Genomic DNA, 13,430 nt, shown 5'->3' on the forward strand with positions numbered 1-13,430 from the left:
CAATTGCGGTACAATAGCGTCACGGGAGTTTGAAAGAATAATCGTTCCAAATCAGGCGTCTGTCACGGTTGGCACATCGCTTTGGCGGCCAAGCTTTTATCTTTCCGATGTAATCAGCCCCACCCTAATGGGGTACAAGAATAATACTGAGCATCTGCCGCGCCGGGGGACCGCATTCCGGCACGTTGAGGGAGACCACATTATGATCACGCGTCGCGGACTCTTGAAAGGGTCGGCTGCAGCGACCGTTGCTGCAGGCATTGCGCCAATGCCCTGGCTTGTTTCGCCATCGAATGCGATGGAAACAATCGCAAGCCAATCCCCCATCGGCATCACAGACGATTTGCCCAACCCGATGGAAATCCATTCGGTTGATGGGCGCCTGAAGGCCGATTTCTTTATGGATGCCAGCGACTATTCGCTGCCAAGCGGGCCTGCCAAGCTTCGCATTTTCAACGCATCCATTCCCGGCCCGACCATTCGCATGAAACCCGGCGATACACTGGAACTGGCGTTTGAAAACCGCATGCCGCCCAACAAGGATGCGGGCGAGGACGTGGTCACCAATGTGCCCAACCGGTTTAACACCACCAACGTCCATTATCACGGCTTCCATGTCAGCCCGCGCGGCAACAGCGATAACGTCTATTTGCAGATCGAACCGGGGCAGAGCTTTAACTATGTCGTGAAGTTGCCGGTTGATCACCCAGCGGGCAATTACTGGTATCACCCGCATCGCCACGGATCGGTTTCGGCACAGGTTGCATCGGGTGCGGCGGGCATGGCGATCATTGGCGGCACGCTTGACGAAGTCCCAGAAATCGCTGCTGCCCTTGAACGCGTTCTTGTGCTTCAGGCACCGATCCCGGGCATTGACGGGTTGCTGGAAAGTGAAAAGCCGATCTGGCCGCTGGATGCCGAACGCGACTTCCTTGTGAATGGTCAATACCGCCCGAAAATCTATATCCGCAAAGGCGAAGTTCAGCATTGGCGATTGCTGAACGCGGGCGACGCGCAATTCATCCCGCTGCGCGCAGATGGCATGGAAATGCATCTGATTGGTCTGGATGGCAACCCGTTGCCCAAGGCAGAGGAAACCGAAGAATTCCTGCTGGCACCGGGCAACCGCGCGAACCTTTTGATCAAGGGTGTTAAAACCGGCACCTATGCGCTGCGCCGTCCGGCCTTCATGCAGGGCAAGGCAAGCCTGCCCGAAGAACATCTTGCCGATATCATCGTGATTGCGGCCGATGATCCGCGCGTTGGCAAGGATGTCAAATTCGGCAAATCAATTCCGACGGGTGACCTGCCGAAGAACGAGATTCTGACCGACATCTCCGATGACGAAGTCACCAACAGGCGCAAGTTCGTTCTGGGTGTGAAGGATGTGTCGGGCTTCTTTGACGACACCGAATTTACCATCAACGGTCAGGGATTTGATCCAAGGCGTGATGACGTGGTCGCCAAACTCGGCGCGGTCGAGGAATGGACGCTGATCAACACCACACCCTTCCCCCATCCATTGCATATCCACGTGAACCCGTTTCAGGTCGTCTCGATCAACGGTGAACCGGATGAACGCAAACCCTGGATGGACACCATTGCCGTTCCGGCGGCGGGAACCGTGACATTCCGGACCCGCTTTGTCGATTTTACCGGCCGCTACGTTATGCATTGCCACATCCTGCCGCACGAAGACACCGGCATGATGATCAACGTCAATATCGAGGTATGATGATGCGATCCTTTGCACACACCGCCAGCTTCACCGCGGCCATCATGATCGCATGGGCCGCCTTTTCCGTGATAGATGCCAAGGCCGATGATGCCAAACCGGATGCGATGCCAACCGCAGCTTCGCAATGCCTGTCGTGCCACGGCACCAACGGCAATCCGGCTCTTAAGGATGTTCCGATCTTGTTGGGTCAACAGCCGCTTTATCTTGAAAACGCCATTCGCGCCTATCAGGAAGGTCGCCGCACCGGTGGTCAGGCGCTTGTCATGCATGAAATCGTCAAAGACCTGAGCGATGCGGACATCAAAGCCATCGCCACCTGGTTCGGAGGGACACAATAATGAAACGTCTTATGCTTCCTGCACTTGCCGGTCTGATGATGGCCGCCCCGATGATGCACGCATCGGCAGATGAGTTGATTTATCTGACCGATGACAAGGGCACCGAGATTTTCATGGATGCCGAATTTACCGGCCCCTATTTCGAACTGGCGAGCTATCTTGAAAGCGAACACATCCTGACGTTCTGTGGCCCGGCCAGTATTGCCGCGACCATGAACAGCCTGGGTGTCGAACGCCCGCAGCCCTATCGCCTGTATCCGTGGGGCCTGTTTACCCAGGAAACGGTGTTCACCCCGGAAAACCAGAAGGTCAAATCCTATGCCATGGTGGAGCATGACGGCCTGATCCTTAGCCAGATTGCCACCTTCTTTGAAAATCTGGGCGTGAAGGCCAAATACCACCACGCCAATAACTTTGATGAAGCATGGCTGCGCGACACCATCAAGGCTGCACTTGCCGACCCGAACATGCGACTGGTGGCGAACTATTCGCGCAAGCCGATTGGTCAGGTCGGTGACGGGCACGTTTCGCCGATCGCCGCCTATGACGAGGATACCGACCGCGTACTCGTTCTTGATGTTGCCAAATACAAATACCCGCCGGTCTGGATGACCATCGAAGACCTGCGCACCGCCATGGCAACGATTGATAGCGGATCGAACAAGGCACGCGGCCTTGTCGTGGTAAGCAAATGAAGATTTCACGACGCGCCCTTTTAGGGTCAATCTCGTTATTGCCACTGGCCCCCGCAGCCACCCGCGCGCAGGCACTGGGCAGCAATGCGGTGTTCTATGACATTGTGCGTCAGATTGGCGGCATTCCCGATATTTCGGATCATCTTCTGGATGCCGCCAATGACGAGTTCCTTACGACCTACGGTGCGGCGGCCCAGCGTGAATTTGTTTATGCGCTGCGTACCGGTGCGATTGCCGAACGCATCAAACAAGCCAGCCCGGAAATTCAGGAACAGGCCGCCTTCGTTGCCCGTCTGCTTTATACCGGCGAAGTGATGCGCGATGGCGCCTATAAGGCGATCTATTACCCTTGGTGCCTTGGTTGGAAATCCCTGACCTTTGCCACAGCACCGGGAACCTGTGGCGGCCCAGCCTTTGGTCATTGGGCCCACCATCCGGTCACGGGGGATATGTGATGGAAGCAACCGTCGTCATCATCGGATCGGGCATGGCCGGATCGCATCTGGCCTATAGCCTTGTGCAAAAGGGCATTGATGTCATCATGCTCGAAGCAGGGCCGAAACGTTCCCGTGCTGTGAACCTGAAAACCTTCTATGAAAACCCGGTCAAGGGACCTCAGTCGCCTTATCCGTCAGAACCCTATGCGCCGCACCCCGAAGACGGGAAGTATAACGACTTCTACGTTCAGGGTGGCCCCGATCAGTTTATCGGTGCGTATCTGCGTTTGTTTGGCGGCACGACCTGGCACTGGACCGGCTTTGCCGATCGGTTGCGCCCGCATGACTTCACCATGAAGTCGACCTATGGCGTGTCACGCGATTGGCCGATCAATTATGACCTTCTGGTGCCCTATTACATCGAAGCTGAAAAACGCTGGGGTGTTGCGGGGGATCCGAACTATCCGTGGGGCGCCCCACGCGATGGTGCCCCCTATCAGATGCCACCGATCCCGATGAGCTATATGGATCAGAAGGTTACCGAGGCACTGGATAAACTGGGCCTGCATTCAGCCCCGTTTTCCCATGCCCGCAATTCCGAGATTTACGACAAGCGCCCGGTTTGTTGCGGCAACAATACCTGTGTGCCGATCTGCCCGATTGGCGCGAAATATGACGCATCGGTTCACGCCCAAAAGGCTGAGGACCTTGGTGTCCGGGTTGAGACCGAAGCATTGGTCACCTTTGTCGAGGTCGGTGATGATCAAAAGATCAGCCGTGTAAAGGTCCGCAAACCCGACGGGTCGGAATTCTGGGTAACCGGGAGATACTTTGCCGTTTGCTGTCACGCGATTGAAAACCCGCGCCTTCTTTTGAACTCGGCACAGGACAATGCCCCCAAGGGTGTCGCCAACAGTTCCGATGCAGTCGGACGTAATCTTTTGACGCAAGCCAACCAAGACAGCTGGGGCATGCTTAATGAGCAAATCTTCCCCTATCGCGGCCCACAGCAGACCGGTGGTCTGGTAGAATTGCGTGATGGTCAATTCCGATCCGATTATGCCGCCGTGGGGACCAGCTTCATGAATGATGGATGGTCGGGCAATTCCGATGCCACCAATCTGGCGAAGGATCTGATTAAAAAGGGCATGGTTGGTCAGGAACTGGCCAATGCAATCAATGATCAGATTTCCCGACATCTGCGGTTAAACAGCTCGGCCGAGGTTTTGGCAAACTGGAACAACCGGGTGGAGCTTGCCGATGAAAAGGACAGCTCGGGCATTCCGCGCCCGAAGGTGACCTTTACCCTTGATGACTACACCAAAAAGGGATTGGCAAATGCGCTCGAGGTCAATCGCAAGATCTTTGCCACCCTTGGTGTGGCCGACATACAGACCGATAAACCGTATCTGTCGAATGCGATTATTGGTGGAACCACGATCATGGGCTCGGACCCGAAAACATCGGTCGTGAATGCGGATCTTGTCGCGCATGATCACAGCAATCTTTATATTCTGGGATCAAGTTCGCATGTAACAACACCGGTCAATGCCCCGTCCTTGACCATTGCCGCACTGGCGATCCGTGCGGCTGATCATATGGCCGTTGCATTGACCAAATGAATACACCACTCAAACAACTGATCCTGATCGAAACAGGGCTTCTTGCCCTGTTCGTTCTTCTGGGCAACGGAATGCGATCTGTCGCAACCATGACCGTTTCCGTCTCCCAGGGCGAGTTTGCAAGCTTCCTGAACATTTCGGTCGAACGCACCGACATTCTGATTGAAGTCCTGATTGGCGGTGCCGTCATGGCACTCGCCATCGCGCCCTTTGTGATAAACAGTCACACGGCGCGCAGGGTCTGCCTTGCCACCGCCATCGTTGCCAGTGCCAGCTATGCCGCCGTTGGCCTTACCATGCACTGGGACCCGGCCCTTTCCGTGCGCGAAATCATTGTTCTGGCCAGCTTCTGTATGGGTGGCTTTGCGATTTCGTTCTTTGCACCCCTGGCACAGCTTGCGATCAGCCAGGCCAAGACGGATCGCGAGAAATCGATGCTGACGACGGTGTGGACCGCCGCCCAGCCGATGGCGTTTCTGATTGCGCCACAGCTGGTTAAATATGTCGCCTTTGATGTCGGCACCGGAAATTACTTCCTGATCCTGGCCGTGATGCCTTTGCTGTTCTTGTTGATCATGCCGATGGTGATGGGCACCGCCGATGGAGCTGCCACGCCAACGACCACCGGCAATACCGGCACAAAACAGGCGCCGAACTGGAAACTGATCGGTCTGTTTCTTTCGGTTGTCATCATTTTCGAAGCATGGACAACCGCCAACAGCTTCCTTGGTGTTGAAAGCCTGACAGGGTTTGGCCTGATGTCGGCTTTCCTTGTTTTGTCGGCCGTTTTGTATTTCAGTGTGAAATCGGCAGTGCCGCACGACACCAAATTGCCGTCTGATGCGATTTTCCTGTTGGTGGTGTTATTCATCCTCGAAATCCCGACCACTGGTGTTTACGACACCGCATATCTTGTGCGGCATTTGTGTTCGTCAGAATTGATTGATGATCGCGCGACCCTTGGCGCGGCCAGCCAGGTGATCATGGTGTTTGCCGCCGGGGCCCTGATTGCACGTAACCCGGTCTGGCGCGAACGACTTTGGCTGCTTGCCATTCCGTGTCTGATCGTTGCGTCGGTTGCGACGATCTTCTACCCCTACCCCGCAACGGATGCCGCCCTGTTCTATTGGACCAAGATGCTTTCAAGCATCGGGATCGGGATTGCCACCACAATTGTGGTTAGTGCTGTAATCGCATCGGCCAATGGTAACAAGCTGATCACGCTGGCCCCGGCATTTGTCATCATGTTTGGTACAGAAGTCGGGATCGAGATTCTTGAAATCACGTTCCAGATTTCAAAACTGGCAGGGCTTGGCGTCACAGCCGCCTATCAGATGGTTTTTGTCGTACAGGTAAGTGCTGTGTTGCTGGCCACCACGCTTATGGCGTGGCGCTGGCTTGCACCGAAAACACAAAAAACTTCTGCCGCCTGACTCAGGAGGACAACAGTCATCGTAATTGGCGCGCCTTTGGCGTGCCTGCGGGGAACTAAGCCATTACAAGACTTCCTAATTGAGGCAAAGCTTAGCTTTGTTCGCGCTCTGGCGACCATGACCCTTTCAAAGGCATCGGCAAGACACAATATCAGTTTATGGTTGTCATGCTTATTTCTTCGCGGGCTCAAGGAGCAACAGATTGCAAAACCGCTTTTGGGTATTGCTGATATCTGCCGTCATGTTTTCATTTACCGCCCCACCCGCACGGGGCGAAGAAATCGTGCGCATGGCCTTCCCGACCGGTGCGGTTGAGTTTTTCAAATACGAGTTCGGTGTTATCGAGCTCGCACTTGAGCATGCCGATGGCGACTTCCGACTTGTGATCGAAGAATTTCCTACCATGACTCAGGCCCGCATCAGTTCCATGATGCTTGAAGGACAGGTCGATGTCATGTTCACCGGGTACAGCGTTGAGAGGGAAACCAAGTTTTTACAAGTCGACTTCCCGATGACGCGCGGTTTGTTGGGATATCGCATTTTCTTGACGCAGGCCGACAATCTGCCGACTCTGGAGAAGGTTGAGTCTCTTGAGCAATTGAAAAAGTTCTGCATCGGCACCGGATCAGATTGGCCCGATGCCAGCATTATGGAAAAAAACGGTTTCTGTGTAGATCGCGCACCACGTGACCAACTGTGGGCGATGCTGGCCAATAAGAGATTTGATCTTTTAAGCCGCGCCGTGCACGAAGGTTTCCGAGAAATCGACACGATCCGCCAACAGCACCCTGACGTCGTTCTCAGCACATCGACGGTTCTGGCTTATCCGTTTGATCTGTTTATTTATGTCAATCGCAACAATGAGCGATTGCATCGTATTTTGACCCAAGGGCTTTTACGCGCCTATCACACAGGCGATTTCATGCGCCATTTTTTGTCCAACCCGGATCTTCGCCATGCACTTGAAACGCTCCAAGCGCCGAACACACATATTCTGCGGATTGAGAATCCAGATATGAGTAAGAAGTCACGCGACATTGACCCGGCACTCTGGGAAAACATTGTGCAGCGGAAGTATGATGATGACGTTGGCTATGAACCCCGGGACCAGATGTAAATCCGATATTTATCAACACGATATCCGATTTACTGCATATGCAGATTTTTCGTTCTCAAAACGGAATAATCTTATTTGGATCAGGCAATGATCCTTAATCGGTTTAATTTTCCAGCCAGTATCGGTGAATGTCGGCGCTGTTATGCTCTGTCATTTCCGGGTTACCAAGATCAATGATCCGCAAATCTGGATGGTCGTGCAGGAACCGGGTTGCGTAGGCAATTCCGGGGTGTGCCTGAAAATATTTGTCGATCGCGCCGTTTTCTGTCGCCGCCTGAAACCCTTGTTCGATCAGATCATGAAGGGGTTTGCTGTCGCGGCGAACATAAAAATAGAAATCATACGGATAGCGCACCAACAGGTTCTGATAGACCATCAGGCCATGTTGACGGAGCAGGTTCATGACGCTCTTTGTTCTGAGTTCATGAAGTGCCAGGTGCATGACATCGAACCGCCCGTTTTCGAGCATGGTATAAAGATTGTGCCCCGGCCCACCAACCACACAAAGACCAGCATGTTCGAGAATGAGGGTATCAACCCAGGAGTTCCCGGACCCGATGCAGACACTTTTCAAATCATCCTGGTTTGCCACGTCATCAACTGCTTCAAATGTGTCCTCACGGGTGATGAATAGCCGATATCCTTGCAACCCCTTGGTCAGGGGATAATCGATTTGCAGCAAATCAGCCTCAGCTTCACGACTATACCCGGCAAGGAGAACATTGACCTGACCATCATCAAGCATGTTGAACATGCGCTTTTGCGACAGACCTTCCAGGGAAATAATTTCAAGGCTGTGATCACCGGGCGCGTATTGCAATGCCAGTTCAAGCAAACCGGACTCAAACGCAAAATGCGTTTCGCGACCAGCCGGCAAGGGCAGTGTAAGTGTTTCGGCAGCAACCGGCCGCACCAGCATCAGGGGGAGGACAGCCACCCCGTACAAACATCTGAACAATGAAACCATTCCGCCTGCAACTATTCCCCGAAGTATCAGAAGCTTACCCTTGTTGTTTCAGGTGGGGATTGCTGCGTCTGGAAACACCCCTTCTGGTATGAAAACACCTGAATCAGAATTGAGTTTCATAGAAACCGCTGATCAGCAGCGTTCATTTTTCCGGCCCTGGTCGTTTCTTCTTGACGATTTGTTATGTTATATCATAACAACACATATCGAATATCAAACCCATTGCTAACCGGATCACCCACATGCCTTCCTTGCGCCGAGCCCTCCGTCACATTGTATTTGCCGCCCCGATCCTTGTTGCCGCCCCGCTGACCGCGGCCGCCCATGGCGACGATGCCCCGAAAGTCGTGACCTCCATCAAGCCAATCCACGGCATCACGAGTGCTATCATGAAAGATATCGGGGAGCCGGTTTTGCTGATTGATGGCGCGTCTTCACCGCATACCTATTCTTTGCGGCCGAGTGAGGCGCGTGCGCTAAACGATGCCGATCTGGTGATCTATGTTTCGCATGCGCTGGAAGGCTTCCTTGAAAAACCGCTTGAAAGCCTTTCTGGCCATAGCCATCAGCTTGAGCTGGTTTCCCTGTCGCAACTGTCACTGCGCAATATGCGCGAAGGCGGCACGTGGGAAGGTCACATGCATGATCATGAAGGCGACATGCATGATGATCATGAGGAGCATGAGGAGCATGAGGAGCATGACGACCATGCCCACGATGATGACCATGATCACGACCACGAAGCCGAACATGATCAGGCGGCACATGATGATCATGATCACGACCATGTGGCCGAACATGAAAAACATGACGATGACGACCACCATGATGGCGTCGAACATCACGAACATGACGGTATCGACACGCATATCTGGATGGATCCGGCCAATGGCGCGACCATCGCGATTGCCATCGCCGATGAACTGGCCGAGATTGATCCGGAACATGCCGACGACTATCGCGCAAACCTGCAGACACTACTTGCAAGCCTGACCAACCTTGGTAATGATCTTCGGGCAAAAGTTGCACCGGTCCAGGACAAGCCCTATGTGGTATTCCATGATGCCTATCAGTATCTCGAAGCCGGCCTTGGCCTGAACGCGGTCGGATCGATTACAGTTTCGCCAGATCAAAAGCCCGGAGCCAAACGCCTTCATGAAATCGAAGACAAAATCCATGATACCGGCGCTGTCTGCATATTTGCCGAACCGCAATTCCGCCCGGCAATCGTTCAGGCCGTCGTGTCTGACACTGGCATCCGGACCGGTACGCTTGACCCGCTTGGCTTTGACATTGCTGCGGGGCCAAATGCCTATCAGGAAATTCTCGCACAAAATGTCGACGCACTTGTCGATTGCCTTGGCGACGCTTCGTAAGCGCACCGCAATGATTTTGGTTGCCGGCATGACGATGCTGGCAACCGCCCCTTCGGCATTTGCGCATCCACATGTCTGGATCGACGCGAATGCCGAATTCGTTTTTGAAAACGACAAGATTACCGCCATTCGCGTGCGCTGGCTGTTTGACGATCTGTTTAGCATGACCATGATCGACGAGTTCGACAAAAACCATGACACCCGGTTCTTTGACGAAGAAAATACAGCCGTGCACGACAATGCCTTTGCAGCCCTTTCCGAGTTTTCCTGGCTGACACATCTGCGCAAGAACGAAGAACTGGTATCCTTTGCCGGTGCGACTGATTTTGTTGCCGATATCACCGATGACCGCCGGGTAAGTTACGACTTCAAGCTGATGCTCGAAACACCGCTTGATCCGATCAAGGATGTCATCAGCCTGTCGGTCTATGATGCCGAATACTATATCGATGTCGCCTACACACAGGTCGATCCCGTCCTGTTTGCGGGGGCCAAAAACCTGTCCTGCCATTTCGAGATTAGCGAAGATGAAAAGAACCGCATCTATTTTGACCTGGTCGCGCCAATCCGTGCCGATGTTGTTTGCGCGGCCAAGGTGGCAGATAGCAGCAGTTCTGGCGGCCTTGCTCCTGGCGATTTCGTTCTCGTCGAGTAATCCGGCAGCCGCACAATCATCAAACCTTCTGGGTCGCGGGGCAACCGATAGCACCCAAAGCAGTCCTGCACACAATCCGGATGCCGATAACGTCGAAGACAGCCTGATTACCCTGCCCGACTGGCTTTCAGACCTTATTGGCCAGACGGTGATCATTCAGACCAAATTCAACCGTGAAATCACCGCAACCCTCCGCGAAGCCAAGAACGGTGACAGCTTCTGGCCGGGCCTTGTCATTATTGCCCTGTCTTTCGGGTATGGCGTCTTTCACGCGGCGGGCCCCGGTCATGGCAAGATGATCACCACCACCTATTTCCTGTCGCGCGATGCCGGATGGAAACAGGGTGTGGCAATGGGCGGCCTGATTGCCACCGTTCAGGCGGTTTCGGCCATCGTCATGGTCGGTGGACTGACCCTGATCCTTAATCTGGGCCCGGCAGCGGTTACCAAGAACGGCCTGATCATGGAGGCGGTTTCATACGCCCTGATTGCCGCCTTGGGCGCAGTGATGGCGCTTCGCATCCTGCAAGGCCGTGATGATTGTTGCGATCACCACGGACCGGGCGTGCATCATCACCATGATGCACATACACATGCGCATGATCATAATCATGACCACAGCCACCATCACACCCATCACAATGCCCCGGCAGTTCAATCCAACTGGCAGATGATCTCAACCGGTGTTGTCGCAGGTTTGCGCCCCTGCACCGGGTCGATCCTTGTTCTGCTGTTTACCCTGGCCAACGGGATGTTTTTGATCGGGATTGGCGCTGCCTTTGCCATGGCGCTTGGGGTCGCGATTACCATCAGCCTGATCGGACTGGCAGCCATCGGCATTCGCACAGGCACACAGCATCTGTTCAGCGTTTCGGAAACGTCGTCAGGCATCATTCGCCGCACGGTCGGCTTTACCGGGGCTGCAATCATTACCCTGTTTGGTGTGATGCTGTTGCTGGCGTCGGCACGACAGCTGGGCTGGCTTTGACCCGGACATAAAAACAGCCCGCAAGGGGACACTTGCGGGCTGAAAACGATCTCGTCTATTTGGGTAAGTCGATCTCTGCCTTACTGGGCAGATACAACTTTCATTACCAGTTTTCCGTCCGGCTTGATCGGGCCGTCTTCCTTGGCCCCCAGGGTGTATTCGAAAACACCCGTTTTCATGCCACCGGCTTCGGAATGCACCATCAGCATCAACATTTCGCCGGACTTGACCGGTTCCTGCAGGATGGCGGATACATCCATGTTTTCACCCTTTTTAAGCGGTGCATAGCCAACAACCGGTCCCGGCTTCATATCGCTGTTGGTGCGATGGACAACCAGCCAGCCGTTTTCGCCTGCCATGATTTTCGATGCGGTCACCACCCCAGCCGAAACATCCTGATCCATGGCTTCGACCATCGGACCCATTGCGTTTGCCGCACCGGCACCACCGAATACAAAACCGGCACTCAACATCATTGCCGTGATCACGCCGGTTGCTTTTGCCGTTGCTTTGGCTTTGAAGGTCATGTGAAGTCTCCTTTGCTTTTGATCTGGAACGCGCTGTTTTCTGCGCTCGCTCATGTCATGCGTTTCATCGCACACACAGAAGCTACGCAGCCAAATCAATCGGGTTTCAGCAAAGGTGACTTTTTTTACTGAGCGACGGAAATAAGGCGCCCATGGATCGCAGGACCGGTTGGCTGACCAGTTGGTGAACCGCCTTCGGGCTCCAAGCTGATGCCAAACGTTGCATTGCGCAACATGGCCGGATCAAACCCGCCAAGCTGTTTGGTTGTCGGATTGGCGATGTTTTCAAGCAGGCCAAGCGATTTTGGTTTCGGCCCGGTTTCCTCGGTCACAATCCACAGCTGATAGGTCTTGCCTTCGGGTACTGTCGCCTCGACCGGGCGAATGGTAACTTCGCGGGTTTCAAGATCAACACTCATGACAAAGGCCGGTTGGGTGTCATCGCGATGGAAGACGGCAACAAACTGTCCGTTCTGCACCGGGGAATTCAGATCACCTGAAAGCACAACCGCAATCAGACTGGCAGCAATCGCCGCAGCCCCCAACGCACCGGCGCGCCAAACGGCCAGTCGACGTTTGAGTTTGGCGAATTCCACCACACCCGGCACCTGTTGGCTGGCGGCTTGGCGCGTAGCCTGTGCGGCACCTTCGATCCGGGCACGAATACCGGCAAACAGATCGCGCGACGGGGCAACCGCATCATAATGGGCATTTAACGGCGACAGGCGCGCTTCCCAGTCAGAAATCGCGCGATCAAGTTCGGGTTCCTGGCTGCGACGTGTCTCAACGGATTGGCGTTGTGCGGGCTCAAGAGTCCCCAACACATATTCCGCCGCCAACATGTCAATATCATCCCGGTCCGTCATGTTCCCAGGCATTCCTTTAATTGTCTCAGGCTGCGATGCAGCCATGTCTTGATCGTTCCGACCGGTTGGGCAAAGCGTTCAGCCAGTTCGGCACGTGACCAGCCTTCGAGATAGGCCAGCTTTACAATCTGCTGGCGGTCGTCTTCGAGATCGTTCAGGCAATGGTCAAGCTGACGCATCTCGTCTGCAACAGCCATCTGGTCAAATGCAGAGTCCGACGATATCAGCGTTTCAATATCTGCATCATCGATATCGGCTTCCGGGCGTTGCCGCCGGACGATATCAATCGCCCGGTTACGGGCAATGGTTGCCATCCATGTAATGATCGAGGCACGACCGGGCTCGAAATCCCCCGCCTTTTGCCAGATACGCACATAAATGTCCTGAAGGGCGTCCTCGCTCTCGGCGCGATTTCTCAAGATACGCAGGACGATACCGAAAAGTTTCGCTGATGTTGCATTATAAAGCTGTTCGAAGGCATCCGTATTGCCTTCGATCGACTGCCTCAGCAGGTTTTCCAAATCCCGGGTCGATGTCATACCCACCGCCACATGCATACAGCCCGCCCGACGTGCGGCTGTATGAAAGAAACAAATACGGGATCGCGCATGATCCCGAGCCAAAACACTTTACGCCGCCAGATAGCAACCTGATCAGTTTTATTTCAAAGA

At 54.2% G+C, this 13,430-nt stretch carries 14 protein-coding genes; 10 read left to right on the forward strand and 4 right to left on the reverse strand.

Annotated elements, in window-relative coordinates:
* Positions 1-202 precede the first annotated feature (202 nt).
* From TH2_RS19215 to TH2_RS19245, 7 genes are all read left to right on the forward strand, one after another.
* Positions 203-1,735, forward strand: coding sequence for a multicopper oxidase family protein (locus TH2_RS19215; protein WP_008892114.1), 1,533 nt, complete (start codon positions 203-205; stop codon positions 1,733-1,735).
* Between the two features lie 2 nt (positions 1,736-1,737).
* Positions 1,738-2,076 (forward strand): c-type cytochrome, encoded by a 339-nt coding sequence (locus TH2_RS19220; RefSeq protein WP_040824718.1) that lies wholly within the window; start codon positions 1,738-1,740, stop codon positions 2,074-2,076.
* The gene (locus TH2_RS19225; protein WP_008892116.1) at positions 2,076-2,771 is read left to right on the forward strand and encodes a phytochelatin synthase family protein; all 696 of its coding nucleotides are present in this window, start codon (positions 2,076-2,078) and stop codon (positions 2,769-2,771) included. Before TH2_RS19220 ends, TH2_RS19225 begins: the two co-directional genes overlap by 1 nt.
* On the forward strand, positions 2,768-3,226 hold the full coding sequence (locus tag TH2_RS19230) for a hypothetical protein (protein WP_157097797.1): 459 nt from the start codon (positions 2,768-2,770) through the stop codon (positions 3,224-3,226). Before TH2_RS19225 ends, TH2_RS19230 begins: the two co-directional genes overlap by 4 nt.
* Entirely contained in the window at positions 3,226-4,830 is a 1,605-nt protein-coding gene (locus tag TH2_RS19235; RefSeq protein ID WP_008892118.1) for a GMC oxidoreductase, read from the forward strand. Before TH2_RS19230 ends, TH2_RS19235 begins: the two co-directional genes overlap by 1 nt.
* Positions 4,827-6,263, forward strand: coding sequence for a hypothetical protein (locus tag TH2_RS19240; protein WP_008892119.1), 1,437 nt, complete (start codon positions 4,827-4,829; stop codon positions 6,261-6,263). Before TH2_RS19235 ends, TH2_RS19240 begins: the two co-directional genes overlap by 4 nt.
* Before the next feature lie 202 nt (positions 6,264-6,465).
* Positions 6,466-7,380 (forward strand): type 2 periplasmic-binding domain-containing protein, encoded by a 915-nt coding sequence (locus tag TH2_RS19245; RefSeq protein ID WP_008892120.1) that lies wholly within the window; start codon positions 6,466-6,468, stop codon positions 7,378-7,380.
* A 103-nt stretch (positions 7,381-7,483) separates the two neighbouring features.
* Here the strand turns inward: TH2_RS19245 and TH2_RS19250 are convergent, their stop codons facing one another.
* On the reverse strand, positions 7,484-8,317 hold the full coding sequence (locus tag TH2_RS19250) for a type 2 periplasmic-binding domain-containing protein (protein WP_157194268.1): 834 nt from the start codon (positions 8,315-8,317) through the stop codon (positions 7,484-7,486).
* Between the two features lie 272 nt (positions 8,318-8,589).
* On the opposite strand from TH2_RS19250, the gene TH2_RS19255 reads away from it, so the two are divergent.
* Genes TH2_RS19255 through TH2_RS19265 form a run of 3 tightly spaced genes read left to right on the forward strand, consistent with a single transcriptional unit; the run spans position 8,590 to position 11,366 of the window.
* Positions 8,590-9,723: a zinc ABC transporter substrate-binding protein gene (locus tag TH2_RS19255; protein WP_008892122.1), complete on the forward strand. Its 1,134-nt coding sequence runs from the start codon at positions 8,590-8,592 to the stop codon at positions 9,721-9,723.
* Positions 9,683-10,378, forward strand: coding sequence for a DUF1007 family protein (locus tag TH2_RS19260; protein ID WP_008892123.1), 696 nt, complete (start codon positions 9,683-9,685; stop codon positions 10,376-10,378). Before TH2_RS19255 ends, TH2_RS19260 begins: the two co-directional genes overlap by 41 nt.
* Positions 10,347-11,366, forward strand: a complete 1,020-nt coding sequence (locus TH2_RS19265; protein ID WP_008892124.1) for a nickel/cobalt transporter — start codon at positions 10,347-10,349, stop codon at positions 11,364-11,366. The genes TH2_RS19260 and TH2_RS19265 overlap by 32 nt, the downstream gene beginning before the upstream one ends.
* An 80-nt stretch (positions 11,367-11,446) precedes the next feature.
* Here the strand turns inward: TH2_RS19265 and TH2_RS19270 are convergent, their stop codons facing one another.
* The 3 genes from TH2_RS19270 to TH2_RS19280 all read right to left on the reverse strand — a co-directional run bounded on the left by TH2_RS19270 (position 11,447) and on the right by TH2_RS19280 (position 13,298).
* On the reverse strand, positions 11,447-11,893 hold the full coding sequence (locus tag TH2_RS19270; protein WP_008892125.1) for a DUF7282 domain-containing protein: 447 nt from the start codon (positions 11,891-11,893) through the stop codon (positions 11,447-11,449).
* 125 nt (positions 11,894-12,018) lie between these two features.
* Positions 12,019-12,759: an anti-sigma factor gene (locus TH2_RS19275; protein ID WP_008892126.1), complete on the reverse strand. Its 741-nt coding sequence runs from the start codon at positions 12,757-12,759 to the stop codon at positions 12,019-12,021.
* Positions 12,756-13,298 (reverse strand): sigma-70 family RNA polymerase sigma factor, encoded by a 543-nt coding sequence (locus TH2_RS19280; protein WP_040824727.1) that lies wholly within the window; start codon positions 13,296-13,298, stop codon positions 12,756-12,758. Before TH2_RS19280 ends, TH2_RS19275 begins: the two co-directional genes overlap by 4 nt.
* Positions 13,299-13,430 lie beyond the last annotated feature (132 nt).

The sequence above is a fragment of the Thalassospira profundimaris WP0211 genome (genome assembly GCF_000300275.1).
Classification (GTDB): domain Bacteria; phylum Pseudomonadota; class Alphaproteobacteria; order Rhodospirillales; family Thalassospiraceae; genus Thalassospira; species Thalassospira profundimaris.

Coding starts and splice junctions, on each gene's coding strand:
- TH2_RS19230 (WP_157097797.1), top strand. CDS start 2,768: ATGAAGATTTCACGACGCGCCCTTTTAGGGTCAATCTCGTTATTGCCA.
- TH2_RS19240 (WP_008892119.1), top strand. CDS start 4,827: ATGAATACACCACTCAAACAACTGATCCTGATCGAAACAGGGCTTCTT.
- TH2_RS19255 (WP_008892122.1), top strand. CDS start 8,590: ATGCCTTCCTTGCGCCGAGCCCTCCGTCACATTGTATTTGCCGCCCCG.
- TH2_RS19235 (WP_008892118.1), top strand. CDS start 3,226: ATGGAAGCAACCGTCGTCATCATCGGATCGGGCATGGCCGGATCGCAT.
- TH2_RS19220 (WP_040824718.1), top strand. CDS start 1,738: ATGCGATCCTTTGCACACACCGCCAGCTTCACCGCGGCCATCATGATC.
- TH2_RS19225 (WP_008892116.1), top strand. CDS start 2,076: ATGAAACGTCTTATGCTTCCTGCACTTGCCGGTCTGATGATGGCCGCC.
- TH2_RS19215 (WP_008892114.1), top strand. CDS start 203: ATGATCACGCGTCGCGGACTCTTGAAAGGGTCGGCTGCAGCGACCGTT.
- TH2_RS19260 (WP_008892123.1), top strand. CDS start 9,683: ATGTCGACGCACTTGTCGATTGCCTTGGCGACGCTTCGTAAGCGCACC.
- TH2_RS19270 (WP_008892125.1), bottom strand. CDS start 11,893: ATGACCTTCAAAGCCAAAGCAACGGCAAAAGCAACCGGCGTGATCACG.
- TH2_RS19280 (WP_040824727.1), bottom strand. CDS start 13,298: ATGACATCGACCCGGGATTTGGAAAACCTGCTGAGGCAGTCGATCGAA.
- TH2_RS19275 (WP_008892126.1), bottom strand. CDS start 12,759: ATGACGGACCGGGATGATATTGACATGTTGGCGGCGGAATATGTGTTG.